This is a genomic window from Thalassotalea sp. Sam97, from assembly GCF_041379765.1.
Classification (GTDB): domain Bacteria; phylum Pseudomonadota; class Gammaproteobacteria; order Enterobacterales; family Alteromonadaceae; genus Thalassotalea_A; species Thalassotalea_A maritima.
In genome coordinates this window covers 891528-917100 of sequence record NZ_CP166919.1, presented here as the reverse complement: position 1 = coordinate 917100, position 25573 = coordinate 891528, and the positions used below count along the sequence as shown (strand labels likewise).

The window sequence follows — 25573 nt, the reverse complement described above, 5'->3', positions numbered from 1 at the left end:
GCTGTATCAGCATTAATTCCTAACGAATTCGCTTAGAATTACGCTTGTGGGTTCATTAAGTCTTGGAAACCAGTTTCTTTTTCAGATACTGACGCTTTTTCCAAGATGAACTCAACTGCTTGCTCTTCTAAAGCAACATGTTGCATTTGCTGATGAAGTTCTTTGTTATTCATGTAGTAATCAATAACTTCTTGTGGATCTTCGTATGCCGATGCAGCTGACTCGATTAGTGCTTTAACTTTCTCTTCGTCAACTTTAAGTTCGTTAACCTTGATTACTTCACCTAGTAATAGACCAACTTTTACACGACGCTCAGCTTGCTCAGTGAACATTTCAGCTGGAAGTTGTGGCATGTTAGCTGGGTCGATTTGACCACCAAAACGCTGCATCGCTTGTTGACGTAGTACGTCAACTTCTTGATCGATTAGTGCTTTTGGAAGCTCGATGTCGTTCGCTTCAACAAGACCGTTTAGAACTTGCTCTTTTACTTTGCCTTTAACAGCTTGAGTCAGTTCACGCTCCATGTTTTTCTTAACTTCAGCGCGAAGAGCGTCTAAACCGCCTTCTTCGATACCGAATAGCGTTGCGAATTCATCGTCAAGCTCTGGTAATACTGGACCTTCAGTTTTGTGAACTACGATATCAAACTCAGCATCTTTACCTTTTAGGTTTTCTGCATGGTAATCTTCAGGGAAAGTTACTGTGATAGTTTTCTCTTCACCAACTTTCATACCAGTGATTTCTTTTTCAAAACCTGGGATCATGCGACCAGAACCTAGTTCTAATTCAAAACCTTCAGCTTTGCCACCTTCGAATTCTTCACCGTCTACACGACCGTTGAAATCGATAGTTAGCTTGTCGCCTTTCTTAGTTTTACGCTTGTTTTCTTTCCAAGTTTTGTGTTGATTTTGTAGCGTCTTGAACATCTCTTCAAGATCAGCTTCAGTTACTTCAACAACTGGCTTTTCTACTTTGATCTCTTCAATGCCTGAGATCTCAACTTCTGGGTAAACTTCAAAAGTTGCTTCGAACGCTAACTCTTTACCTTCTTCGTTGCTTTTTGCAACAAATGCAGGACGACCAGCTGGGTTTAATTTTTCAGCAACGATAGCTTCAACAAAGTGACGCTGCATTAGTTCACCAGCAACTTCCTGACGTACAGATGCACCAAAACGCTTCTGGATAACTGCAGGTGGAACTTTACCAGGACGGAAACCTGGCGCTTTATATGTTTTTGCGAATTGACGCAGACGGTTTTTAACTTCTACATCTACTGTTTCGGCAGGAACAGTAATAGAAACCTTACGCTCCAAACCTTGAGTAGTCTCAACTGAAACTTGCATTTTTATACCTCAATTTATGGCGATGATCGCCTTGAATGCATCTCTATAATTATCAGTAAACAATCTGCTTACCGCCATATCACTCACCTAGTTAATGAGCGACCTAAGGTCGTAATGACAACCTTAACGTAAAGATGACGTCCGCCCATAAAACATGAGCTCAATTTAAATGTGACGCGGAATTATAGCGATGCTATAAGCCTGTGTAAACACCTGTTGCTCAACAATTCTGCAGGTAAAGTTTATTAACGGTTTGTTCGTGTTGACTTAAAAAAATAACGACTCTTGTGGCTAACGAATACATCACCACCAAAAAGCGTACAAAAGATAGACAACCGATATGTCTTAATGATAACGAGGACGGTGATACCTTGCCCGTAAAGCACGCTAAAATAGGGGCGCTAACTGTTTCCTCTAATTACTCGAACGTTGACTATAAAGCTAAATTTCGTTCTGATTCTACAACAAGTTAGGCAAACGATAGTATCAGTAAAATCACTGTTTATACCAATCAGAGGTTCAGTTACAACATAGATTTCATCGATATAGTCATTCTGTATTAATGAAATATAGGACCGTAAATGGGCCTCTGGTAAACTCCCTACGGGTGAGTTTTAAAGGCTTTTATGCTACGTAACTGATTTTGACAATGGAGTAACCATTCTCTGCAATCAAAGCCTTGCTTAAAAGCCTTTAAATTCTCACTGAGTGGCAATAACTTAATGTGATTGGTATTAGATAACCGTGACCTAACCAAAAAAACATAGCGGAAAAAGACAAATATGACGTTGCTAAACACAAGCGAGAGATTAATTATAAATACGAAAACGTATGAAATGGAACAGAATAACAAGATAAAAGAGGTGGTCGGTGATGCAAGATTCGAACTTGCGACCCCTTGGACCCAAACCAAGTGCGCTACCAAGCTGCGCTAATCACCGATATTGTTTCAAAGTAAATCGACAGTTTAACATTAAGATCAATGTTGCTATTTGCCAACTCATATGAATAAAGAAACTTCAGGAAGTGGTCGGTGATGCAAGATTCGAACTTGCGACCCCTTGGACCCAAACCAAGTGCGCTACCAAGCTGCGCTAATCACCGACATATGTTCCAAAGTGGGGTGGCTGATGGGACTTGAACCCACGACAACCGGAATCACAATCCGGGGCTCTACCAACTGAGCTACAGCCACCACTATGGCACGCCCTGCAGGAGTCGAACCTGCGACCCACGGCTTAGAAGGCCGTTGCTCTATCCAGCTGAGCTAAGGGCGCATAACACCTTACAGGTATATTAACTTTATTGTGAGAAAAAGTTAATACTGCATTTTTAGAAAGTGGTCGGTGATGCAAGATTCGAACTTGCGACCCCTTGGACCCAAACCAAGTGCGCTACCAAGCTGCGCTAATCACCGACTAATTCTAACTATTGAACCGCTATTGCGTCTCAACGGGGCGCATATTACCTAGCCACCGTGTAGCCGTCAAATGTTTTTTTATAATTTTTTTTGGTTTTGTTATTGTTCGTTCACTTTTAGCGCACTTTGCTATAAAAGCCACCAAACCACGACACTTTTTACTATTATTATTAACGCATTTTTATCGCGACAGGATCATCAATTTGAGCTTATGAATAAAGCGCATAGCAAATTGCTCATTAACGCTTGTAAATACTATAACACCAGCCAATTTTATACTAAAATAGCGCTGCATTTCAGCTAACATTATAAAAACCACTTATGTCTGCAAAAATTATAGATGGTAAAGCCATCGCCCAACAAATTAGAACGGATATCAAAGAGAAAGTCGCTAAACGTTTAGCAGAGGGAAAACGAGCTCCTGGCCTTGCCGTTGTCTTGGTCGGTGAAGATCCTGCTTCACAAGTATACGTTGGTAGTAAGCGTCGTGCATGTGAGGAAGTTGGCTTTGTCTCAAAATCTTTTGACTTGCCAGCAACCACTACTCAGCAGCAACTATTTGAGCTAATTGATCAGTTAAACAACGATGATCAGATCGATGGTATCTTGGTACAACTACCATTACCAGAAGGGTTAGATGCTAACCTTATTATCGAGCACATTCACCCAGACAAAGATGTTGACGGATTCCACCCAGCGAACGTCGGTAAGCTGGCGTTACGTCAACCGGGTTTACGCCCATGTACGCCAAAAGGCATCATGACGTTGATCGAATCTACCGGTGTTGATCCTCACGGTTTAGAAGCCGTTATCGTTGGCGCATCCAATATCGTTGGCCGCCCGATGACACTTGAGTTATTACTTGCTGGTTGTACTACCACGACAACTCACCGCTTTACCAAAGATTTAGAAGCGAAAGTGCGTGGTGCTGATCTACTTGTTGTGGCTGTCGGCAAACCAGAGTTCATTCCGGGAGAATGGATCAAAGAAGGTGCTATCGTTATTGATGTAGGTATCAATCGTTTAGATAGCGGTAAATTGGTTGGTGACATCGAATATAGTGTTGCTAAAGAAAAAGCCGCATTCATTACCCCTGTGCCTGGTGGCGTAGGGCCGATGACGGTAGCAAGCTTAATTGAAAACACCTACCTTGCGTGCGAAAACTTATCAAAGTAAGTATCAGCAATAGGTTTTAAAACAACATAAAACGGGAACTCAAGTTCCCGTTTTATGCCATACAACACGGCTTCAACGATACATCTGTCCTTATCCGCACCTTTTAATGCGATTGCCTCCACCACTGATTGTTTTTGTGTTTATTCGGATCTCAACTATGCTGATAAAAAACACAATAAAACCAATGAAATAAGAGGCCACCATGCATCATTTCCTAAAACTGCTACCGTTTGTTTTTATCTTTGTACTGTCTGGTTGTGTGACCACATCACAAAGTATGAGTAAACAAGAGAAACGCCAAGCCGTTCTTAACATGAAAGACGAGACCTTAACGCAACTTTATAAAGATAAACCCGATGTACGCAGTCAAATTAATGCTGCCGCTGGCTATGCGGTGTTTTCCAATGCAAACGTGAACATCATTTTTGTTGCCGCCGGTGGTGGCTATGGTGTTGCGAAAAACATGAAGACTGGCAAATATACGTATATGAACATGGCAGAGGGTGGTGTTGGTTTAGGGTTTGGTGCAAAAGACTATCGCATCGTTATGGTATTCCATTCGGAGCAAGCGTTAAATCAATTTATCGAGTCGGGTTGGACCTTCGGCGGTAATGCCGATGCTGCAGCCAAAGCAGGAGATAAAGGCGGTTCGGTGGAAGGAGAGGCGTATTATGGCGATGTAACCGTATATACCTTTACCGAAGCAGGCCTTGCCTTACAAGCGACTGTTAAAGGCACTAAGTTTTGGAAAGATTCTGATTTGAATTAGCGTACACTACTTAGTAAAAAATAGGAGGTATCCCCTCCTATTTTCATGTTTTATAATCAAGGGGACCTTGTATACGCTTAATTACTCCAGCTGTAGGGCTTTACACTGTCAACATCTGGAGCAATTTTTAAATACAAACGATCCGCTTGTTCACGGCTACGCTTAATTTGGTCGCGCGATAAATGCGTCGCATCCATTTCCATACTTTGCTCGGCAGGCGAATAACCGTTGTAAGCAGCGATACGATTCCAAATATAGGACTGTTCAATACTTTTTGATACACCTTTACCGTCAAAGTAAAGTAAGGCTAAATTAAACTGAGCTAATGCATAATTTTGCATGGCCGCATCTTCGTACCAGGTTGCTGCCTTAACGTAGTTTTGAGCAACGACATCACCATTTTGATACATTACTGCCAAATTATATTGCGCGGCAGCTAAACCTCGCTCTGCCGCTCGGCGAGTATACTCAAAACCTTGACGGTTATTTTTCGGCGTTCCGCGTCCTTCCAAGTACATTTGGGCTAAAGCAAATTGCGCTTCAGGAATACCTCGGTTAGCAGCGCGCTGATACAATGCAAACGCTTGCAGTAAGTCTTTACTTACCCCTTTACCTGCCTCGTATAATGTCGCTTGATGGTAAAGCGCTTGCGGATAACCTAAGTCAACCATTGGCTTTAACTCTTCAACCGCACCAATAAAATCACCACGATTAATCATTTCAACTGCTTGGTTTACATCCGCTAAAACCGGCGTGCTGAGCATTGATGCCAACACTATGGCGATGATTTTTCTATTTGTTTTCTGCATCATTGATAACTACCCCCAATGCCTACCTGTTTTATAGTCACTTCACTTCTATAGTTTAGTACGTTATTGAAAAATTTACTGTTTTGCAATTCGGTCATACATCACGATAGAACCTGCAACCGATACATTGAGACTGTATTCACCTGGCAACTGCAACAGTTGATGACATCGTTCAACAGCAATTTTGGGTAATCCTGACTGCTCATTACCGAGTAAATATACACAACGGTGTGGGTGTGCATAGTCAATGATTTGCTCTGCTCGGTCATCTAATTCAACACCAACTAAGCGAGTATCATAAGGTAAGTGAGCAATTAGGTCGTCCATATCTTGATAATGATACAGAGGAATTTTTTGCCAAGCATTAACCACATCAGAGGTATGCTTTTTATATTTGCTATCAACGGTAAAAATAAATGAAGCACCCATAATGTATGCACTTCGCCACAAAGTACCAATATTACTTTGCTCTTTATTGTTATAAATACCAATGCCAAAAAAGCCATCGGCAGGATATTGCTGTTTTAATCTAGCCATAAAATCACGCTAAGTTAATGTATTAAAAAAGGCTGCAAGGCAGCCTTTTTTATCACTATAAAGAATCAAAGAATTTCTTTACCCCGTCAAAAAAGCCCTGCTCTTTTGGACGGTATTTCGCGGCTTCTTTGCCTTCACCCATACTTGCTTGAAGTTGTTCAAGTAAGGCTCTTTGCTCAGCATTTAAATTAACAGGTGTTTCCACTACAACCTTACATAGCAAATCACCGGTTACCGCACTACGTACCGATTTTACACCTTTGCCACGCATACGGAACATTTTACCGGTTTGCGCTTCAGCAGGGATCTTCAGTTTCACTTTACCATCTAAGGTTGGTACTTCAATTTCACCGCCTAACGCTGCTGATGTGAAGCTGATTGGTACTTCGCAATACAAGTTATTGCCATCACGAACAAAAATTTCATGATCGCGCACATGTACTTCAACATATAAATCACCCGCTGGTGCGCCCATTTCACCGGCTTCACCTTCACCAGATAAGCGAATACGGTCTCCTGTATCCACGCCAGCTGGGATTTTGGCTGATAAGGTTTTGGTTTTCTTGATGCGACCTTGACCATGACATGAATTGCACGGGTCTTTAATCACTTTACCACTACCAGAACAGGTAGGACAGGTTTGCTGTACCGCAAATAAACCTTGACGCATTTGCACTTGGCCGTGACCATGACACGTTTGACAAGTCGTCGCCGAACTGCCTTTTTTCGCGCCAGAACCATCACAAGGCTCACAGTGTACGTAAGTCGGTACTTTTAGCTCTACCGTTTTACCCTTAACCGCTTCTTCTAGCGTCATATCTAGGTTATAACGTAAGTCGGAACCACGACGCGCTCGGCTTTGACCGCCACGACCGCGGCCACCACCGAAAATATCACCAAACACATCACCAAAGATATCGCCAAAGTCAGCACCGCCGCCACCAAAGCCGCCACCACCAAAGCCACCTTGTTCAAAGGCTGCATGGCCATATTGATCATACGCGGCACGCTTTTGACTGTCAGTTAACACTTCGTGGGCTTCTTTAATGACCTTAAAGTGCTCTTCTTTTTCTTTGTCGCCTTTGGTACGGTCAGGATGGTACTTCATCGCCAAACGTTTATAGGCTTTTTTAATCTCGCGCTCAGTCGCTGACTTATCAACACCTAGCACTTCATAATAATCGCTTTTTGACATATCTTCTTTACTTGCTCAAAGGCAACCATTTGGTTGCAGCTGTATTGAAACAATAAAGCGCTGATATCAACAAATGACAGCAGCGCTTTCGTTTTAATCAATCAACGATTGATTATTTTTTGTCGTCTTTAACTTCTTCAAACTCAGCGTCAACAACATCATCAGCAGGTTTTGCTTGTGGTTCAGCTTGTTCTGCGCCACCAGCTGCACCGGCTTGAGCCTGGGCTTTAGCTTGAGCAATTTCCATTAACTTAGCTGATGCTTCCATTACTGCTTGAGATTTTGCTTCAATTGCGTCTTTGTCATCGCCTTTGATAGCCACGTCAAGTTCCGCTAATGCTGCTTCGATTTTCTCTTTGTCTTCCGCTGGCAAGTCATCACCTGCTTCAGTGATTTGTGTGCGAGTAGCGTGCGCCATTGCGTCTGCTTGGTTACGAGCACCAACAAGTTCTTCGAACTTCGCATCTGCATCAGCATTTGCTTCTGCGTCACGTACCATTTGCTCTACTTCGTCATCTGATAAACCAGAAGATGCTTTAATGGTGATGTTTTGCTCTTTGCCAGTATTTTTATCTTTTGCTGTTACGTGCAAGATACCATCGGCATCGATGTCAAAGGTTACTTCGATTTGTGGTACACCGCGAGGTGCAGCATCGATACCTTCAAGGTTGAACTGACCAAGCGATTTGTTAAGTGATGCTTGTTTACGTTCACCTTGTACAACGTGAACCGTTACTGCTGCTTGGTTATCTTCAGCTGTTGAGAACACCTGTGATTGCTTAGTAGGAATCGTAGTGTTTTTCTCGATAACTTTAGTCATTACGCCACCCATGGTTTCGATACCAAGAGATAGTGGTGTAACGTCTAGAAGTAGTACGTCAGTTACGTCACCAGCAAGAACACCCGCCTGTACCGCTGCACCTGAAGCTACTGCTTCGTCAGGGTTAACGTCTTTACGAGGCTCTTTACCAAAGAAGTCAGTAACCGTTTTTTGTACTAGTGGCATACGTGTTTGACCACCAACTAAGATAACGTCAGTTACGTCAGATGTAGATAAATCAGCATCTGCTAGAGCTGTTTTTAAAGGCTCAAGGGTTGCTTTAACCATATCTTCGACCAAAGACTCAAGCTTAGCGCGAGTTACTTTGATGTTCATGTGCTTAGGACCTGTTGCATCAGCTGTGATGTAAGGAAGGTTTACATCAGTTTGTTGTGCTGATGAAAGCTCACATTTTGCTTTTTCTGCAGCTTCTTTTAAACGCTGCATTGCTAATGGATCTTTAGTTAAGTCAATAGCTTGGTCTTTCTTGAATTCTTCAACTAGGTAGTTGATTAGACGGTTATCAAAGTCTTCACCACCTAAGTGCGTATCACCGTTAGTCGCTAGTACTTCAAAAGTGTGCTCGCCTTCAACTTCGTCGATTTCGATGATTGAGATATCGAATGTACCACCACCAAGGTCATAAACCGCAACAACACGGTCACCTTTTTGCTTGTCCATACCGTATGCAAGTGCTGCGGCAGTTGGCTCGTTGATAATACGCTTAACGTCTAGACCCGCGATACGACCAGCATCTTTGGTTGCTTGACGTTGTGAATCGTTAAAGTATGCAGGTACTGTGATAACCGCTTCAGTTACTTCTTCACCTAAGAAGTCTTCAGCTGTTTTCTTCATTTTTTTCAGTACTTCAGCTGATACTTGTGGTGGTGCCATTAACTGGCCTTTAGCTTCAACCCATGCATCACCATTGTCTGCTTTTTTGATAGCAAATGGCATGATTTCGATATCGCGTTGAACTTCTTTGTCTTCAAAACGACGACCGATAAGACGCTTGATAGCAAACAGTGTATTTTCAGGGTTGGTTACCGCTTGACGCTTCGCTGGTTGACCAACAAGCGTTTCACCTTCAGCAGTGTATGCAATGATTGATGGCGTAGTACGATCGCCTTCTGCGTTTTCAATTACACGAACTTTGTCGCCGTCTAGTACAGCCACACAAGAGTTAGTGGTCCCTAGGTCAATACCGATGATTTTGCCCATCTTGAGGATCTCCGAAATAAAAAATTAGTTACATCATTAGTTAAATTGTTAAGTGGGGGACGACAATTTATTTTTCAATGGAAAAAATGAAAAAAAATTAAAAAAAGTAAGGGTATTGTGATTTGTGCAGCAAACATCACGGCTTCACGCGGCGTTAAAATGCATCAAAGAGCACCGCAACACATTGATAATAAAGTGATATCACCAATCCGCTTTAGCAAACCACCGGCTACTCGATTGAAGCGTAATAATCACGGCATAACACTAAACCTTGTTAGCGACATTGTGGTTCAGTTAGCCGAGTGCCATAGACATCTTGCTCGCATTCGTCTTTGTATTGCAACATAACTTGGCGAATATGTTGCTCACAGGTAGCAAAAGCAGTGACTAAATCAGGGTCAAATATTTGCCCTGATTGCTCATGTAAATATTGCATCGCTTGCTCGAAGCTCCATGCCTCTTTATAAGGGCGCTTTGATGTTAACGCATCAAATACGTCAGCAATGGTAACAATGCGTGCACTCAATGGGATATCCTGCCCCTTGGCACCGTGTGGATAACCACTGCCATCAAATTTCTCATGATGGTACAAGCAAACCTCACGAGCTAAGGACAACAAAGGGGAATCGTTATTACCCAAAATATCGGCGCCATATTCGACATGTTGTTGCATTTCTTGGCGCTCATCACTGTCTAATCGCCCAGGCTTTTGTAATATTGCATCGGCAATACCTATTTTGCCAATGTCATGCATGGGTGCGGCATCGAAAAGTAACGCGCTCCATTCAGGGTTAGCACCGATTTTGTCTGCGAGCATTTTTGTATAAAAGCTCATGCGCACAACGTGCATGCCGGTTTCATTATCTTTGTACTCGGCTGCGCGACCTAAGCGACGAATAATTTCTACCCGAGTTTGTTCTAGTTCATGAGTTCGAGCAATGACCTTGCGCTCTAGTTCACGTTGCTGATCATATAACGCAATATGCGTTTTCACCCTTGCTTGCACAAGAGGCGCGCTTACGGGCTTAGTTATGTAATCAACGGCGCCGAGTTTAAAGCCGGCCATTTCATCGGCAACATCGGATTTGGCGGTCACAAAAATCACCGGAATATCGGAAGTAACCGGATTCGATTTTAGTTGCCGGCAAACTTCATGGCCGTCCATATCTGGCATCATCACATCCAGTAAAATCAAGTCTGGTTTGGGCGTGTTAGTCGCTATTTTTAATGCTAATGGTCCATTGACTGCCGCCTTAACCTTATAGTCAGGTCGTAAAATCCCGCCTAAAACATCGATATTGTCAGGATTATCATCGACAACCAAAATAATCGGCTGCATCTCCGTCATACATGCCCCAATAAAGTCCCCATATTATCTATCAGTATAGAAACTTAGAGCGTATTTTCGATTTTATCTAGTGATCAACAGCTCGATTAACTATGCGATTAAGCACAAGCGAATCTGGCTGGTATTTGATACCATAGATATATGAAGCCATTAAATTACCTCAACAGCTATCCGCAAGCCGTGCAAGACAAAGTGTCGACCCTCCTCAATGAGCGACGGTTAGCGAATTACCTCACCAATAAATACCCCAATGTACATCAAATCAATAACAACGATTTATTGCGCGAGTATGTGTTGGACATAAAAAACCGTTTCTTAAAAAAATCAGCACCGTTAAGTCAAATTTGCTTTGATAACAAAATTCACGTTATCAATAACGCATTAGGATTACATACCTATCGAAGCAAAGTGCATGGCAATAAAATTAAAGCGAAAAACGACATCAAAATAGCCAGCTTATTTAAAGCAACACCTGAGCCGTTTTTACAAATGATCGCCGTCCATGAACTCGCTCACCTAAAAGAGAAAGAGCATAACAAAGCGTTTTATCAGCTTTGTCAGCATATGATGAGTGACTACCACCAAGTCGAATTCGATTTACGCGTTTATTTACTCGAATGCGAGCATCATGGTGATCCGTATTTGTAAGATCTAAGTCAGTATTAACAACACGACTATTTACCAAAACATCCGGTCCCCATAGCCGTAGCGGGTATGCAAACCCTTGCTGAGATTGCTATAATCTGCGCACTTTGAAAAAATGGATAAATCATGAATTATATCGCCATCGATGACCTGAAATATGCTTGGGTTTTTCGCTTTAAACAATTACCTATTAGCGATGCTGATTTAGCACAAATAAAGCCTATGTCGCCTTCTCGCAGCGCTACATTATGGGCGCAATCGATTGCCACTCACGCCGATCACCCCGACTTTATCAGTGAAGCCGATTGGCCAGGTAAAGACAGTACATGGAGCGAAACCGGTATCTGGCAACAAGCATGGGAAAGTGATGACCAGGCATTACCTGATGCACTATTAGAGCACCTTGACTGGCAAGACAATACCACGGTTTATTTTTGCAATTCTCGAAAGCAAGTTATTGAGACCACTTTTGGCGTATTTACTCGTTGCTGGAAGAATTTTTTAATGATGGACGATGGACCAATACTCATTGCAAAAAAACGCCAGCAAGCTATTCAGTTTTTCCCGGATGGCAGCTATCGCCTCGGCATAAAACCTTAAGTGATTATTCTCTGATGCATCCAAGAAACCGCCATAAAAGTCGTTACGATTTAAAAAAGCTATGCCAGGCAGTACCTGAACTTAACGCGTTTTTAATAACCAGACCAGAGCAGCAAAAAACCATAGACTTTAGCAATCCCCAAGCGGTGATTTGTCTAAATAAAGCCATTTTAGCGCTAGACTATGGTATTAAACATTGGTCTATTCCTGATGGTTTTTTATGCCCCCCCATTCCTGGTCGCGTTGACTATATCCACTATCTAGCGGACCTGCTAACTCACAGCAATGGTAACCGAGTACCGACGAAGCCTGAGCAAACCCAGCTACTGGATATTGGTTGTGGTGCGAGTCTTATTTACCCGCTGTTAGCACATCAAGTTTACAAGTGGCGAGCGACGGGTGCAGATATCGACCCACTATCCGTGGCCAATAGCAATAAGGTTATTAACGACAATAATCTCAGCAGGGCGATAAGCGTTCAATTACAAAGTGATGAGAGTAAATGTTTTGCTAATATCATCGGCGATAACGATCGTTTTGATGTCACTCTGTGCAACCCACCATTCCATGACAGCCTAGCCACAGCCCTGAAAGCGAATCAAGCAAAGCGACAAAATTTGGCAAAAAATTCAAACCGTGCCAACCACAACAAGCAATCGATGCCAGACCTTGTGTCTAGCAAGTTAAATTTTGGTGGCCAAAAAGCAGAATTGTTTTGTGACGGTGGGGAATTAAAATTTGTACGCCGAATGATTATGGAAAGCAAATATTATGCAAAGCAAGTATTGTGGTTTACCTGCCTTGTTTCTAATAAAGAGCATTTACGACCGCTAAAGCTAGCACTAAAAAAAGCTAAGGTGGTCGATACGCGCACAGTCACCATGCGCCAGGGACAAAAAACCAGTCGCTTTATTGCTTGGAGCTTTCATAATAAGCAACAACAACTCGACTGGTGTCGACATTACCTAAATTAGCAACTCAGAGTAACCATCTAAATTAGCTGTTTGCCTTAGAATCGAGCAGATTAAGTGCACGTAGCTCTTTTTCTGTTTGCTCAATTAACTCTTCTGCCGTTTTACCGTGTGCAATAGGTTGACGTGTTTGTGGATCAACTTGAACAAAGACAATATCATCGGCAAGACAAATGGTTTTCTTGGTGACCTTATTGCGCACCAAACATGTAACGGTAATCGACGTACGACCTACCGCTTTAGTCGCCAAACCAAACTCAACGATATCGCCTTGCATCGCCGGTGATTGAAAGCTAATTTCGCCAATGTGCTTAGTAACCAAGCAATTGGTTTCCAATTGACAGATGGCATAAATCGCAGCCTCTTCGTCAATCCATTCCAATGCACGACCGCCAAACAGCGATTGAGCATAGTTTAAATCGTTCGGCATCACCAAACGTCGAGATAAAAAGCGCATAGTTACTCCATACACTGAGCGAGCATATCAAAAGCCGCTATTATACGGATTTTTGCATTGATACCAAAGCCGTTAACTGGCTGTAAAGGCAATAAATTAAGTTTTGGCTCGCTATGAGACTCGATGCGACAGCATAATACCGTCACATCGCTATAAACAATACTACTGGCATACATATTAGTGTTGCTTTAGCCAAGTTACCAATTGTGGGAAATGATCTGCTCGTGCTTTTGGGTGCGTTAGAATATCGTTATGATCATAATCCACTAAATTACCGTGCGTGGTACCTAGCAAACTAAATTTCGCCGTTAAGTTATTACTCTCTTCAATAAAGTGCTTTACGTCTTGAGCATGACCTAATAATGAATCATTAACCCCGGTTAAGTGCCATGTTGGTGGCCAATTTAATAAACCTGCTGCATGGCCGTAATCAAAGCCATCTCGAGGATCTATCCATGGTGCTCGCTTTACCCAAGCGACACTGTGAGCAAGTGATTGACGTGTTTCACTATCGGCACCAACACGCCACTTTTTGGCATCAAAATAACCAACTTGCTTAGCAACAAACGGCAATAAGCGATTCCACATAATGTCTACTTTCAATACTTTTTCTAACGTTTGTCGGGTTATACTGCGTTTGGTACCAAAGCATATATTGCTACGCACTTGGTCAAGGTAACTAGGGTAACGAGCAAGTAAACTTGCTAGCAATACGCCGCCCCAAGAATGACTAATAAGCTGCATTGGTTGCCCACAGCGTTGCCAAACAAAGTCGATGCAAGCAGGCAGATCTATATTAATGGTTTCATATTGACCAAAATCAGATTCAGCGTTGATTTTCGGCGTACTTAAACCTCTACCACGCATATCCATAACATAAACATCAAAGCCATTTTCCGCTAAATATGGGCCCAAGCCTTTACCTGATGTGGAATAAAAAATACGACCATTTTCGATTGCCCCATGGACCATCAAAATAGGGACGTTAGTTTGGTCGTTCGCGTGTTCGCTGTAAATATGGCGTATATGAAGTTGGTGTCCGTTATCAACGTCAATATACAAAGACTGCTGAGGCATAATTTCAACCTTACTACTACTGGTTTGACCTGAGAGTCTAATCGCATTAGGCGCTATTGTAACTATTTTATTGAACAATAACGCTAATAAACACAATGCGTTAGTAAAGCATTAACTAGCGAACACGCTCTTCGCTAACTAGCCAGGTCCATTTAACACCGAGTGCTATGGAGTATGTCACATTTTGCTGATGCAACGGGCTCGACGCATTTTTAGCGCCCTGCCAAAAGCCTATTTGCGCGGCGGTAAATAACATCCATTCATTGTTTAATTCAATGCTATTGGCGATGCTTAGTTCTGTGCCTAAATAACCACCTTTACTCTGATAAAAAGCTCGCTCAGCAGTGACATAAGGCAACTCTACATCGTAAAAATACGCTTGAGTCTTATCTGTGGTGAAAATGGGGGCAACCGAGGCGAAAAAACGAGATTGTTCTGCAAACAGATCATCTACCGTAAATGCCAGTTCAGGTTGGAATACATAGCCTTGATGATCGACAGCCGAAAAATCTGTTGAAAATACGCTGCGCAATGGCAGCTTCAACCATAATTCGTGACTGTGCTCTAGGAATAAGTTATCAGTCAATAAAAAGCTCGCTTCAGGGCCTATTTCAAACATAAAATCTAAATCGGGCATCCCTTCGCGTACTCGCGAGTCTTCTGAATCCGCATTAAATGCGCCGCTTAAACTAACATCCAATTTAAAACGCTCTTTTTCAACGGCAATGGCTTTTACAAATGAATCATCACCTAAGCGTATTGTTTTGCCACGATAGATCACCAAGGGCACAGGAATAAATTTATTTTGAGAATCTTTCGCTGCAGGATACATAGGACCTCGAAATCCAGCAGAAAACACACCTAGCTCCCACAGCGGTTTACCCGCCTGAGTATCTATCGATAATGGCCCTGTTGTGTTGGCGTAACTGGCTTGGCTAGTCAGCATCAATCCCGCAAGCGAGAGAGTAGAAAAAATCTCTTTAATCATAAGGTTATTATTTTTTATAAGATGTTACTTAAACTGCAAAGCTAGGCGATAAGATCACTTTACGCTGTTTTTAAATTCCATAAAACGACAAATAACAAAAATTCGCTTTAACCGAATAGAAGAATCGATATAAAAGCATTTTTATTCGACAAATGTTAATACATCATACTATACCAATACAGCATATCGATGCAGAAATGCCAAATACCTCTGTGTCAGCTACGCTATTCAACACAGTTAACCGCGATATAAACCTGTCATTTTAGGGAGAAACATAGTGAAAATTATCGCCTTTGCAGCCTCTTCAAGCTCAAAATCTATAAATAAAATTCTGGTCACTTACGCCGCCAACTTAGTATCAGGTGCAGATGTTGAAGTGGTTGATATTAACGATTATGAACTGCCTTTATTTAGTGAAGATAAAGAAGTAGAACTCGGTAAGCCAGCATTAGCTCAGCAGTTTTTCGATAAATTAGGGAGTGGCGATGCCATTATGATTTCCTATGCTGAACACAATGGCAGTTACACTGCAGCGTTTAAAAACTTATTTGATTGGACTTCTCGAGTCAACATGAAGGTTTATCAAAACAAACCTATGATATTGTTATCGACCTCACCAGGCCCTGGCGGTGCAGCTAGTGTATTAGCGACAGCGACAGACTCAGCTCCATATTTTGATGGTGACGTTCAAGGCACCATGTCTATCCCAAGCTTTTACGATAACTTTGATATTGAAAACAACTGTTTAAAAGACGAAGATTTACAATATCAACTGCAGCAAGTAGTCAATTCACTGCAAGATTAAGTTATCATTCATCAAGGTGCAGCAAACAACGACGGGTTTGCTGCAGCATGTAATCGTTTACTTTGACGTGATCAGCACACCACCCAGCTAAAAAGCGATGAAAGTCAGCCCAGCAATAGACGTAAAGCTCTCGCCACTCGCGTTCCACATCTGCGACCGTTTCGGTTATGCCATACAAGGCAAATGCATGGCGTAAATGCTCAAAATAACGATCCACATACTCATTAGCATGCTGGTGTAATTGGTCATTATCAAAAATACTGGTTAACAAATACATGACATCTTTGATACCGACACCAAGTCCTGGGTATTGAAAATCAACCGCTGCCACTTGTTTGCCATCAACATCAAAGCAAAAATTAGCAAGCTTCGCATCGCCATGGATTACCGTTTGATATCGCGCACGACTAAGCTTCTGGTCAATCCGCTGCGCCTGCTGTTTTAACGGGCTATCAGCCATACTCAGGTATTCATCAGGGCGTGTAGCTAAATGCCAATAGCTGCCTGTAGACCATAACGAATCGACTATTTGTGGCGCGTCTTTAATTGCCTTAAGGCTATTGGCATGAAAATAGGCAAGCCAGCGCACGCATAACCCCGCCGCTTTAGCCGTCACCTCATCTGGCAACACCATAAAGCCACTGTCCGCGAGATCTTCCATAATAATTACTTGCTCTGCACCCGCTCCCAAAATGGCATGTAACTTAGCTACCCGAGCATTGTCATCGAGCAATGGTGCTAACTGGCGATAAAAATCCGCTTCAACTTGGTACGAGGTCAGTTTGCGTTGATGAGCAATATTACTATGCCAGCCACGAGGGTGATAAACCGAATCAGGAATGGAGATTTGCTTAGCGACAAAAAAACGATCATGGCCAACTTGGTAACGAGCGATTTCACCATAGCCACTCCAAAGAGATTGAATAACTTCTACTTTAACAGCTTGTTGTGATGTGAGGTAATGAGTAAATGATGACACAGACGATTCCTGATAGTGTGGTCCTAGTAATGTATTTACGAGCAATAACATAAGCGCCGGACAACGCATACTGGTGGCGAAGAGGTGGCTCGCCAAAGCAGGATATTAGACGATTATCAACCACGATAACCGTCATAGAAAGCCACTAATTAACGGCGCAGTAAAAAGTCCAAACCACCGGTAATGGCGGCCACTTGTGCCACAATACAGTTTTCATCATCTACTTTGGGACTGTCTGGATAAACTTCAGTTGTCGTTTTATAGGTTGCGTCGGTCATTCCCATGCATAAGCCAAGTGGTCTGGCATCGTAATTAACAACACCAAGTTGAGCCAAATCGACACCAATAAGCTGGCCGTTATCATCGGCAGGGGCAATATGTGTTACTTGCTTAACGGCAGTGATCACAGCCTGTTGAAATTCTGCTTGCGGACTGCTGCTATCGCCAACCAAATAAAAGCCGTCTGGTATATTCCAGTTAGTTTGGAAAATACCATCGCGAGCCGCCAACGCTGGGCGAAACTCTGAGTTATCTGTATCAGTTGTTTCATGTAAATCAATATGCATGACAAACTCTATCTCAAGTTTATCAACTAGTGCCATCGCTGCCGCAGACTCAGTAGCTGGTGAATCGGCGTAAAATGAACGATTTGGATCAATCGCGTGTTGATTCCAACGATTAATGGTTTCGTATCCCCATGGACTGATACATGGCAAAATCAGAAAATTAAAGAACGCTTGATATTCTTCAGCTGAAGTCTGGGCAAAACGCAAAGCACCATGCACACCAGAGGTTTCGTAGCCATGCACACCACCCGTTACCAATACCCATGGTTTGTTAATGTCGATGTCTTGGCTAATTAATGCCAACAACGGATAATTTCCAGCCTGATAATTAAGCTCGCCATATTGCTCAACCGTAAATTTATCTGCCAGCGCTTGCACTTGACTGACAACGTCTTGTTGGTAACTGCGTTTAATGATTTGTCTTGCTAACCATTGCTGACGCTCATTATCTTGCCATTTTTGCCCTGGTGTACCGATATCATATTGTCTAACTTGGCTCATAATTATCTCTATTCTTTGTCGACTATCTGGATGAGGCTTTTATACCATAATCTGCACGCTGAGTGATCCATATCAACCAATAATCGCGGTAATTTATCTTTGCTGGGAGTATAAAAGAAAACTTGAATTACCTATTAGAGTCTATTACCCCGTTCTATTGATAAGAGGCTTCGGCCTTTGCATTTACTTTGACTTTCTTGGCTTTACCCGTAAATTAGACAAATTCGTTGGCAACGAGGATCGCTAAATCGCTAGCGCGATATTTATCGACTAATTGGAGTAAATACGATGATAAAAATTAGGCCGTATGCTGAGCATGATGCGAAGGCATTATGGGATATCCACTTTCACACCATTCAACATATAAACATTGGTGATTACTCTCAAGCTCAAGTTGAAGCTTGGGCGCCAGAGAATAAAGATTTTTCACTTTGGCAAACTCGCATGCAAAGATTATCGCCTTTCATAGCTGAAATTGATGGAGTTATTGTTGGCTATAGCGACCTGCAGACTGATGGCCTCATCGACCACTTCTTTTGCCACCACGAATATCAAGGACAAGGTGTCGGTAAAGCTTTAATGAAGCATATTCTAGAAACGGGAAAAGTGCGCGGTTTAAAACGTTTTTACTCGCAAGTGAGTATTACCGCCAAGCCGTTTTATCAACACTTTGGTTTTGACGTTGTGAAAGCTCAGGAGGTAGAGATACGTGGACAGGTATTAAACAATTTTGTTATGGAAAAATACGCTGACTAGAGTGCACATACTTAAAACAGAGACTGTTGTGCCTCCTCTATTACTACCTTTGAATACCGCCTTTTCATCGTTTCTTTTCCGATAACCCTTTAGTTAATGATCTGCAATAGAAAAAACGCCAAACAACCGAAGATTGTTTGGCGTCTCTGGTAAGTGAGTAACTAGATAACTAAATGAACCTCAGCAAACAATTCAAGTCAATCAGGAAATCAATCGATCGTTCCCATTCGACCGGCATGATAGTCTTCGACTGCTTGTCTTAACTCCGCTTGTGTATTCATGACAAACGGTCCCATATGGGCGATTTTTTCACGGATTTTATTACCTGAAAAAATCAGTGCGCCAGCATCCTCTTTGGCGGTAAAAATCAAAGGTTGACTCGAATCAACGCGAATCAAATGTGCCGCCTTAACGTCATTAATCTCACCACTATGAATATAAACAAAGGCCTGTTCATAGGCGCTACGGTCAATGCGTATCGTTTGTCCTTGTTTAATACGTAAGTCCGCAATCGCCGCATCTGCCGATAGCTCTGACAATGGCGAGCGCACCTCGCTATCCTCTATGGCCCAGGTTCCAGCAAGTGCTTTTAAATAGCTCCCTTGGCCAAGTTGAATAACGGGTAATGGCGTTGCTACCGAATCCTTATACATAGGGTCGCGCAGCTTGTCTTTAGCCGGCATATTGACCCAAATTTGAAAACCATGCATGCCGTCGTCGCTGGCTATCGGCATTTCTGAATGGACCACACCAAAACCGGTGCTCATCCATTGCACATCGCCTTCGAGTATAGCCTTTTTGTTACCCATTTGATCTTGGTGCTCAAAACCACCTTTGATCATATAAGTAAAGGTTTCTATACCTCGATGCGGATGGGCTGGAAAACCACCGATAAAATCGTTTTTATCGTCAGATTTTAACTCGTCAATCATCAAAAAAGGATCTAACCCTTTACCGCTAAAATCAGCCACTCGAGAAATTTTAACGCCAGCGCCATCTTGAGTCGCTGATGCTTTGGTTATGTCTATAATTTTCATAATTGATATTCCTTGATTGCTACCAATTAAAGTAAATTGGTATTAGTTAACGCAAGCTTATCAAACCATTTTTCAGAACGATATTTGCATTTTTAGCGCAAAACATTCCCTTTAATAGAATACCTTAACGACATAGACATTTGTACTTTAACCAGTGCGGTAGCGGTAGCGCTAACCTACCATAGACAGCCCTAACGCTGTCATAAGTAGGTTAATCAATACCAAGAAAACCACCGGTTTGATGCGCCCATAGCTGTGCATAAATGCCACCTTGAGCAATTAATTCTTGATGACTTCCCTGCTCGACAATTCGACCTTTATCAAGAACAATGAGACGGTCCATAGCGGCGATGGTTGACAGTCGATGAGCAATAGCAATAACGGTTTTACCTTGCATCAATTGATATAAACTTTCTTGAATCGCCGCTTCAACTTCCGAGTCAAGTGCCGAGGTTGCTTCATCGAGTAACAAAATCGGTGCATTTTTTAATAACACACGAGCAATCGCAATACGTTGACGTTGCCCGCCGCTGAGTTTAACACCGCGCTCGCCAACTTGTGCATCTAGGCCGACGTTACCTTCTGGGTCGGTCAGTTGATGAATAAAATCAGACGCCTGGGCCTGTTCTATTGCCGCCATCAAGTCGGCTTCGCTCGCATCCGGTTTGCCATATAAAATGTTTTCCCTAATTGAGCGATGCAATAACGAGGTATCTTGGGTAACCATACCAATATGAGCTCTTAACGAGTCTTGTTTAACGCGACTAATATCCTGCTGGTCGATACAGATTCGACCGCTTTCAACATCATAAAATCGCATTAATAAATTGACTAAGGTTGATTTACCAGCGCCCGAACGCCCTACCAAACCGACCTTCTCGCCGGCCTTAATATGCAGGCTCAGATCACTGATAACACCAATATTTTCACCGTAATGAAAACTCACTTTGTCAAAGTCTATTGCACCTTGGCTAACCTTAATATCGGCGGCATCGTGCCTGTCTTCAACCAAAACAGGCTTAGCAAGGGTAGACATACCATCGGCCACGGTACCAATGTTTTCAAATAGACTGCTCACTTCCCACATGATCCATTGACTCATGCTTGATAAACGCAACACCAACGCAATGGCAACAGCAATTGAGCCGGCAGTAATAGCCTGCTCCATCCATAAGAAGATGGCGATAGCGGTAATCGAGAAAATTAATAAATAATTAATCAGCTGAACAGAGAAGTTGATCCCTGTAACCAGACGCATTTGTCGATAAACGGTATCTAAGAAACCTTGCATACTACGCTTGGCGTATTGCGCCTCTTGTTCGGTATGGGCAAATAATTTTACGGTGGTGATATTGGTGTAACTATCAACAATTCGTCCAGTCATTAATGAGCGAGCATCGGCCTGTTCGGTTGATACACGCTTTAATCTCGGCAAAAAGTAAGTTTGTAGCCCGATATAAGCGATAATCCAAACCAACATTGGCCACAACAAGCGGCTATCGGCATCTGCAATCATTACCACCATAGTTATCACGTAGACGGCAATATAAACCAGTACATCGAGTAATTTGGTTACCGTTTCTCGCACTGCAAGCGCAGTTTGCATAACTTTCGTTGCGACTCGCCCGGCAAAATCATTTTGATAAAAAGCGACGCTTTGATTTAGCAAATAGCGATGGGCCGACCAGCGTATGGCCATAGGGTAGTTACCAAGCAATCCCTGATAGATGATTAATGCATGCAATAACACCAAAACTGGGATCACCACCAAAACGATAACGGCGTAGCTGACAAGCCGATGTCCTTCTTCTTGCCAAAGCGTTTCAGGGGTGTGTTTTGACAACGTGTCAACGAGCTCCCCCATCACACCAAATAAAGACACTTCAAGCACCGCCAAAGCCGCTGTGAGCAGTGACATCAACAGCAATGGCCACTTAAAGTCACGAGTGTAGTGCAGGCAAAATGCCAGCAAACCGGACGGAGGACGAGTGACTTTTTGCTCGGCGAGTGGATCAATCCAAGATTCAAAACGTTTAAACATAAGGCTCCAAACAAGGTGTCATGCTTGTTACGGTAATCGCAAAGGGTGAATGATAAAAACTATAGCTATACACTAGGCATAATCATGTCGACATGCAACCTAGCTTTTTTATATTGGAGTCTGCAGCATCGTTAATCTTTATCACCCGCAGATAAGTTACATTGTTTACTGTCGCAACGACTTTTTCCGGTTAACATTAACGATAGAGGATAGCGATAGCGGGCAAATACCCGGTACCCTAGATCGGTGACAGGTTTTAGCCAGCGCCAACGTAACCAAACAAACCAGTGCCCGCGTCCTAGTAGCGCCCAAGCTTGATATGTCACATCTAAGCCCAAAATAATGTCATCCGATGCATCTATCGCATGCAAAATTCGACTTGCTTGTTGCTTGCTTATTTGCGGATAACGTTGCTCGAAGTCGGGCTGATGAATATCGACAAGCAACAGTTGTTGTTGATCATCTCTCGCGGCTAATGAGCGCATTTCTTTAACACAAAGAGGACAATGGCCATCATAAAATATGGTCAATTGCTGAGTCATTGTGTCCTCCTTTAAAGTCATAGTTACAGATATCGTAGAGTGCGCTTTGTTTGCTCTTCATTTAAACATGAATGAGCTTTTCAGTTTAGCTAGCGAAAAAATCAATCATAAATCGCTCAAATCTTCCTGCTCTAGATCATTAATTGAATTAAATTCACTATCAACATCGTACGCTGTACTACGATATTGCGATCAGCTATTTGCTCAACCCTACCACCTTTGTTTCGTATCGAACGAGTCCAAGATACATTCTACCTGTAACTGAATGTCTATTGAATTCGACAACTTTAAGGATGCCTTTCGCAGCGTAGGCTCGATTGCACACTTTAAACGTCATTTGATTTATTAAATATCTGAAAAACGACTACTATTTAATGTTATTACTCTTGCTCAAAAATAGCACACAGGCAAAGGATACTTAGGTTATGAGCTCAGCTTCGAGATTAACTTTAACAGCACCAATGAAAGGTGATTTTATCCCATTGGAGTCGGTGCCCGATCCGGCATTTGCTGAAAAGATGGTCGGTGACGGCGTCGCCATCGATCCTGTTGAAGGCAAATTATTTGCCCCTTGTGATGGTGAAGTCGTGATGATTCACCCTGCAAAGCACGCACTTTCATTAAAAACCCAATTGGGTGTCGAAGTATTAATGCACATAGGCATCGATACGGTAAAAATCCGTGGTGAAGGCTTTGATGTAAAAGTGGCACAAGGCCAGCAGGTTAGCGCCGGAGATTTACTGATTGATTTTGATATCGATTCTGTCGCGTCACAAGCAGCCTCCCTTATCACCCCTATTCTTATCACTGATCAAGAAGCAGTCGCTCACTTTGACATTCAGGCGACTAATCAGCTAGAGCCTGGCGATACATTATTTGATGCTCATATAAACACAGGTCAAAGCACCGCCGATAACGCTGGGCCCGTTGTTCAATCAAAATTGTTAACGGTTGCTAATGCCACCGGCATTCACGCTCGACCGGCAGCTTATTTAGTAAAAATAGCCAAACAACACCCTACCAACATTACGTTACTTGCTGGTCAACGCTCAGCGAATGCGAAAAGTGTCGTTGCCATCATGGGATTAAATATTGGCTTTGCCGATGAAATACAGTTTCAAACATCAGGCGCTGATGCCGAACAAATACTTGGCCAATTGGAACAAGCCGTCATTTCTGGCTTAGGCGAAGATGTCCAAGCCGTAGACACAGAGCAGCAAGATAGCATTGAACAAGAGCCTTCATTATTATTTAGCCACAATGACAATGCCAATGAACTCACTGGGATCTGTGCTTCACCAGGGTTTGCCCATGGTCCATTATTTAAATTAGAAAAAATGACCTATGACTACCCGAAATATGGCTCAGATATTGAAAGTGAAGCAAATCTGTTTGAAATGGCTCTTAAGAATGCAAAACAACTGCTGCAACAAGCGCTGCAAGAGCAACAAGCTGAAGAGCATAACGAGCAAGCTGAAATATTAGCGGCCCATATGGAGTTGCTCGACGACCCTGCGCTTGCCACCGACACCCTAAACCAAATAGAACAAAAACTTTCCGCGCCGGCCGCATGGCAAAATGCTATAGACAGTCAAGTAACCATTCTTGAAGGACTCAACAACCCTTTGATGCAACAACGGGCTGCAGATTTACGCGATGTCGGATTTAGAGTGTTGCGACAATTATTAGGAATTGATGAAGCCGATTTAAGTAAGTTACCTCCAGGCTGTATATTAGCTACCGAGGAGATGACCCCTTCGCAAATAGCTAAAATTGACGCGAATTTAGTCAGTGGCGTATTAACGGTAACCGGCAGTGCTTCCTCTCATGTTGCTATTATTGCTCGCTCTCGCAGCATTCCGATGCTCGCCGCAGTAGACGACTCAATCATGAACACAGTAAATGGTACCGATTTATTAGTCAATGCAGACGAAGACTTCGTACTATTAGAGCCAAGTGATGACCAGGTCGCTCAATTAAATGCAAAGAAATTAGCTGCCGAAGCATTACAAGCCAAAGCTCAACAGTCCGCAATGGAGTTAACCACTACCCTTGATGGTGTAAATATAGAGGTTGCTGCCAATCTTGGTGATGTTACTAAGGCGCAAACCGCCGCCGAGCAAGGCGCAGAAGGCATAGGCTTACTCAGATCGGAGTTTCTGTTCTTAGACCGAGTAACAGCACCGAGCGAGGACGAACAAGTTCAAGCGTATAGCACATTACTTAACGGGATTGGTCGGGAGCGCTCAGCAATTGTGCGGACCTTAGATGTTGGTGGTGATAAACCACTTCCTTACGTGAAAATCCCCTTTGAAGAAAACCCTTTTCTTGGCGAACGTGGTATTCGTATTTGCCTTGATAGACCACACTTACTGCGAACCCAATTCCGTGCTCTGTTACGTGCCTCTCCAGGTTATAAATTACGCATTATGTTACCCATGATCTCGTCATTACGTGAATTGACCATTGCCAAACAAGTACTTCATGAAGAAGCCGATAAATTGGGCATTCAGGCCGTCGAGCTAGGCGTGATGATTGAAGTGCCATCGGCGGCATTAATGGCCGATGTACTCGCCCAAGAAGCAGACTTTTTTTCGATTGGAACCAACGATTTAACTCAGTACACCTTAGCCATTGATCGTGGCAATGCACGGCTTGCTAGTCTGGCTGACAATTTACACCCTGCGGTGTTAAGAATGATCGATCACACCGTCAAAGGCGCACAAAAGTATGGTCGCTGGGTTGGTGTATGTGGTGGCATGGCTGAACAAGTCAGTGCGCAGCCTATTTTGGTTGGCCTTGGTGTTAATGAGCTATCGGTGAGTATATCTTCGATTGCCGAAACCAAATATCGAGTACGCACATTCGACAGTAACGTTTGTCGGCAACTGGCAGAGCAAGCCTTATTGTGTGACGGTCCAGAGCAGGTAAAACACTTAATACAACAATCAAATCTGCTTGATGTTTAGA

General features: G+C 42.8%; 22 protein-coding genes and 5 tRNA genes. 8 read left to right on the top strand and 19 right to left on the bottom strand.

Annotation, left to right across the window (positions count from 1 at the left end):
- Nucleotides 1-38: 38 nt before the first annotated feature.
- The 6 genes from tig to ACAX20_RS04020 form a co-directional block, all read right to left on the bottom strand.
- The gene (gene tig / locus ACAX20_RS04045) at nt 39-1343 is read right to left on the bottom strand and encodes a trigger factor (RefSeq protein ID WP_371188797.1); all 1305 of its coding nucleotides are present in this window, start codon (nt 1341-1343) and stop codon (nt 39-41) included.
- 864 nt (nt 1344-2207) lie between these two features.
- Nucleotides 2208-2284, bottom strand: a tRNA-Pro gene (locus ACAX20_RS04040).
- A gap of 86 nt (nt 2285-2370) precedes the next feature.
- Nucleotides 2371-2447, bottom strand: a tRNA-Pro gene (locus ACAX20_RS04035).
- 15 nt (nt 2448-2462) lie between these two features.
- Nucleotides 2463-2538 (bottom strand) — tRNA-His (locus tag ACAX20_RS04030).
- A 5-nt stretch (nt 2539-2543) separates the two neighbouring features.
- A tRNA-Arg gene (locus tag ACAX20_RS04025) sits at nt 2544-2620 on the bottom strand.
- A gap of 63 nt (nt 2621-2683) precedes the next feature.
- Nucleotides 2684-2760, bottom strand: a tRNA-Pro gene (locus ACAX20_RS04020).
- Between the two features lie 324 nt (nt 2761-3084).
- Here ACAX20_RS04020 and folD point away from each other — a divergent pair.
- The gene (gene folD / locus ACAX20_RS04015; RefSeq protein ID WP_371188795.1) at nt 3085-3939 is read left to right on the top strand and encodes a bifunctional methylenetetrahydrofolate dehydrogenase/methenyltetrahydrofolate cyclohydrolase FolD; all 855 of its coding nucleotides are present in this window, start codon (nt 3085-3087) and stop codon (nt 3937-3939) included.
- Nucleotides 3940-4141: 202 nt separating this feature from the next.
- Nucleotides 4142-4708 (top strand): YSC84-related protein, encoded by a 567-nt coding sequence (locus ACAX20_RS04010; RefSeq protein ID WP_371188794.1) that lies wholly within the window; start codon nt 4142-4144, stop codon nt 4706-4708.
- 77 nt (nt 4709-4785) lie between these two features.
- On the opposite strand, the gene ACAX20_RS04005 is transcribed toward ACAX20_RS04010, so the two are convergent.
- The 5 genes from ACAX20_RS04005 to ACAX20_RS03985 all read right to left on the bottom strand — a co-directional run bounded on the left by ACAX20_RS04005 (nt 4786) and on the right by ACAX20_RS03985 (nt 10638).
- Entirely contained in the window at nt 4786-5520 is a 735-nt protein-coding gene (locus ACAX20_RS04005; RefSeq protein WP_371188793.1) for a tetratricopeptide repeat protein, read from the bottom strand.
- A 72-nt stretch (nt 5521-5592) separates the two neighbouring features.
- A complete protein-coding gene (locus ACAX20_RS04000; protein ID WP_371188792.1) occupies nt 5593-6054 on the bottom strand; it encodes an RNA methyltransferase in 462 nt (153 codons plus the stop codon).
- Nucleotides 6055-6109: 55 nt separating this feature from the next.
- On the bottom strand, nt 6110-7249 hold the full coding sequence (dnaJ, locus tag ACAX20_RS03995) for a molecular chaperone DnaJ (protein WP_371188791.1): 1140 nt from the start codon (nt 7247-7249) through the stop codon (nt 6110-6112).
- Between the two features lie 112 nt (nt 7250-7361).
- The gene (dnaK, locus tag ACAX20_RS03990; protein WP_371188790.1) at nt 7362-9290 is read right to left on the bottom strand and encodes a molecular chaperone DnaK; all 1929 of its coding nucleotides are present in this window, start codon (nt 9288-9290) and stop codon (nt 7362-7364) included.
- 274 nt (nt 9291-9564) lie between these two features.
- Nucleotides 9565-10638, bottom strand: coding sequence for an HD domain-containing phosphohydrolase (locus ACAX20_RS03985; RefSeq protein ID WP_371188789.1), 1074 nt, complete (start codon nt 10636-10638; stop codon nt 9565-9567).
- A gap of 141 nt (nt 10639-10779) precedes the next feature.
- On the opposite strand from ACAX20_RS03985, the gene ACAX20_RS03980 reads away from it, so the two are divergent.
- The 3 genes from ACAX20_RS03980 (at nt 10780) to rlmF (ending at nt 12857) form a co-directional block, all read left to right on the top strand.
- On the top strand, nt 10780-11286 hold the full coding sequence (locus tag ACAX20_RS03980) for a YgjP-like metallopeptidase domain-containing protein (protein WP_371188788.1): 507 nt from the start codon (nt 10780-10782) through the stop codon (nt 11284-11286).
- Between the two features lie 123 nt (nt 11287-11409).
- Entirely contained in the window at nt 11410-11883 is a 474-nt protein-coding gene (locus tag ACAX20_RS03975) for a DUF2947 domain-containing protein (RefSeq protein ID WP_371188787.1), read from the top strand.
- Between the two features lie 14 nt (nt 11884-11897).
- Nucleotides 11898-12857 carry a 23S rRNA (adenine(1618)-N(6))-methyltransferase RlmF gene (rlmF, locus tag ACAX20_RS03970; protein WP_371188786.1) on the top strand — a complete coding sequence of 320 codons (960 nt, stop codon included), beginning with the start codon at nt 11898-11900 and terminating at the stop codon, nt 12855-12857.
- A gap of 22 nt (nt 12858-12879) precedes the next feature.
- On the opposite strand, the gene ACAX20_RS03965 is transcribed toward rlmF, so the two are convergent.
- The 3 genes from ACAX20_RS03965 to ACAX20_RS03955 form a co-directional block, all read right to left on the bottom strand.
- Nucleotides 12880-13311, bottom strand: a complete 432-nt coding sequence (locus ACAX20_RS03965) for an acyl-CoA thioesterase (protein ID WP_371188785.1) — start codon at nt 13309-13311, stop codon at nt 12880-12882.
- A gap of 177 nt (nt 13312-13488) precedes the next feature.
- Complete coding sequence (locus ACAX20_RS03960) at nt 13489-14388, bottom strand: alpha/beta fold hydrolase (RefSeq protein ID WP_371188784.1); 900 nt, start codon at nt 14386-14388, stop codon at nt 13489-13491.
- 115 nt (nt 14389-14503) lie between these two features.
- On the bottom strand, nt 14504-15376 hold the full coding sequence (locus ACAX20_RS03955; RefSeq protein ID WP_371188783.1) for a MipA/OmpV family protein: 873 nt from the start codon (nt 15374-15376) through the stop codon (nt 14504-14506).
- Between the two features lie 277 nt (nt 15377-15653).
- Here ACAX20_RS03955 and ACAX20_RS03950 point away from each other — a divergent pair, with 277 nt between their 5' ends.
- Nucleotides 15654-16181, top strand: coding sequence for an NADPH-dependent FMN reductase (locus tag ACAX20_RS03950; RefSeq protein ID WP_371188782.1), 528 nt, complete (start codon nt 15654-15656; stop codon nt 16179-16181).
- Nucleotides 16182-16185: 4 nt separating this feature from the next.
- Here the strand turns inward: ACAX20_RS03950 and ACAX20_RS03945 are convergent, their stop codons facing one another.
- Together ACAX20_RS03945 and ACAX20_RS03940 are read right to left on the bottom strand one after the other, a co-directional pair.
- Nucleotides 16186-17160, bottom strand: a complete 975-nt coding sequence (locus tag ACAX20_RS03945; RefSeq protein WP_371188781.1) for a phosphotransferase — start codon at nt 17158-17160, stop codon at nt 16186-16188.
- A 149-nt stretch (nt 17161-17309) separates the two neighbouring features.
- Nucleotides 17310-18227, bottom strand: coding sequence for a M14 family metallocarboxypeptidase (locus tag ACAX20_RS03940; protein ID WP_371188779.1), 918 nt, complete (start codon nt 18225-18227; stop codon nt 17310-17312).
- A gap of 288 nt (nt 18228-18515) precedes the next feature.
- Between ACAX20_RS03940 and ACAX20_RS03935 the strand changes: the two genes are divergently transcribed.
- On the top strand, nt 18516-18983 hold the full coding sequence (locus ACAX20_RS03935; protein WP_371188778.1) for a GNAT family N-acetyltransferase: 468 nt from the start codon (nt 18516-18518) through the stop codon (nt 18981-18983).
- 209 nt (nt 18984-19192) lie between these two features.
- Here ACAX20_RS03935 and ACAX20_RS03930 read toward each other — a convergent pair whose 3' ends face one another.
- The 3 genes from ACAX20_RS03930 to ACAX20_RS03920 form a co-directional block, all read right to left on the bottom strand.
- On the bottom strand, nt 19193-20020 hold the full coding sequence (locus ACAX20_RS03930) for a pirin family protein (protein WP_371188777.1): 828 nt from the start codon (nt 20018-20020) through the stop codon (nt 19193-19195).
- A 211-nt stretch (nt 20021-20231) separates the two neighbouring features.
- Nucleotides 20232-22061 (bottom strand): ABC transporter ATP-binding protein, encoded by a 1830-nt coding sequence (locus tag ACAX20_RS03925; protein ID WP_371188776.1) that lies wholly within the window; start codon nt 22059-22061, stop codon nt 20232-20234.
- Between the two features lie 131 nt (nt 22062-22192).
- Nucleotides 22193-22603: a thiol-disulfide oxidoreductase DCC family protein gene (locus ACAX20_RS03920; RefSeq protein ID WP_371188775.1), complete on the bottom strand. Its 411-nt coding sequence runs from the start codon at nt 22601-22603 to the stop codon at nt 22193-22195.
- 425 nt (nt 22604-23028) lie between these two features.
- Here ACAX20_RS03920 and ptsP point away from each other — a divergent pair, with 425 nt between their 5' ends.
- On the top strand, nt 23029-25572 hold the full coding sequence (gene ptsP / locus ACAX20_RS03915; protein ID WP_371188774.1) for a phosphoenolpyruvate--protein phosphotransferase: 2544 nt from the start codon (nt 23029-23031) through the stop codon (nt 25570-25572).
- The last annotated feature ends 1 nt before the right edge of the window (nt 25573 follow it).

What these genes read in the sequence shown, in the direction of transcription:
- ACAX20_RS03965 (WP_371188785.1), bottom strand. Translation starts at nt 13,311, where the DNA reads ATGCGCTTTTTATCTCGACGTTTGGTGATGCCGAACGATTTAAACTAT.
- ACAX20_RS03930 (WP_371188777.1), bottom strand. Translation starts at nt 20,020, where the DNA reads ATGAAAATTATAGACATAACCAAAGCATCAGCGACTCAAGATGGCGCT.
- ACAX20_RS04010 (WP_371188794.1), top strand. Translation starts at nt 4,142, where the DNA reads ATGCATCATTTCCTAAAACTGCTACCGTTTGTTTTTATCTTTGTACTG.
- ACAX20_RS03955 (WP_371188783.1), bottom strand. Translation starts at nt 15,376, where the DNA reads ATGATTAAAGAGATTTTTTCTACTCTCTCGCTTGCGGGATTGATGCTG.
- ACAX20_RS04005 (WP_371188793.1), bottom strand. Translation starts at nt 5,520, where the DNA reads ATGATGCAGAAAACAAATAGAAAAATCATCGCCATAGTGTTGGCATCA.
- ACAX20_RS03920 (WP_371188775.1), bottom strand. Translation starts at nt 22,603, where the DNA reads ATGACTCAGCAATTGACCATATTTTATGATGGCCATTGTCCTCTTTGT.
- folD (WP_371188795.1), top strand. Translation starts at nt 3,085, where the DNA reads ATGTCTGCAAAAATTATAGATGGTAAAGCCATCGCCCAACAAATTAGA.
- ACAX20_RS03985 (WP_371188789.1), bottom strand. Translation starts at nt 10,638, where the DNA reads ATGACGGAGATGCAGCCGATTATTTTGGTTGTCGATGATAATCCTGAC.
- tig (WP_371188797.1), bottom strand. Translation starts at nt 1,343, where the DNA reads ATGCAAGTTTCAGTTGAGACTACTCAAGGTTTGGAGCGTAAGGTTTCT.
- rlmF (WP_371188786.1), top strand. Translation starts at nt 11,898, where the DNA reads ATGCATCCAAGAAACCGCCATAAAAGTCGTTACGATTTAAAAAAGCTA.
- ptsP (WP_371188774.1), top strand. Translation starts at nt 23,029, where the DNA reads ATGAGCTCAGCTTCGAGATTAACTTTAACAGCACCAATGAAAGGTGAT.
- ACAX20_RS03975 (WP_371188787.1), top strand. Translation starts at nt 11,410, where the DNA reads ATGAATTATATCGCCATCGATGACCTGAAATATGCTTGGGTTTTTCGC.
- dnaJ (WP_371188791.1), bottom strand. Translation starts at nt 7,249, where the DNA reads ATGTCAAAAAGCGATTATTATGAAGTGCTAGGTGTTGATAAGTCAGCG.
- ACAX20_RS03980 (WP_371188788.1), top strand. Translation starts at nt 10,780, where the DNA reads ATGAAGCCATTAAATTACCTCAACAGCTATCCGCAAGCCGTGCAAGAC.
- dnaK (WP_371188790.1), bottom strand. Translation starts at nt 9,290, where the DNA reads ATGGGCAAAATCATCGGTATTGACCTAGGGACCACTAACTCTTGTGTG.
- ACAX20_RS03960 (WP_371188784.1), bottom strand. Translation starts at nt 14,388, where the DNA reads ATGCCTCAGCAGTCTTTGTATATTGACGTTGATAACGGACACCAACTT.
- ACAX20_RS03925 (WP_371188776.1), bottom strand. Translation starts at nt 22,061, where the DNA reads ATGTTTAAACGTTTTGAATCTTGGATTGATCCACTCGCCGAGCAAAAA.
- ACAX20_RS03940 (WP_371188779.1), bottom strand. Translation starts at nt 18,227, where the DNA reads ATGAGCCAAGTTAGACAATATGATATCGGTACACCAGGGCAAAAATGG.
- ACAX20_RS03935 (WP_371188778.1), top strand. Translation starts at nt 18,516, where the DNA reads ATGATAAAAATTAGGCCGTATGCTGAGCATGATGCGAAGGCATTATGG.
- ACAX20_RS04000 (WP_371188792.1), bottom strand. Translation starts at nt 6,054, where the DNA reads ATGGCTAGATTAAAACAGCAATATCCTGCCGATGGCTTTTTTGGCATT.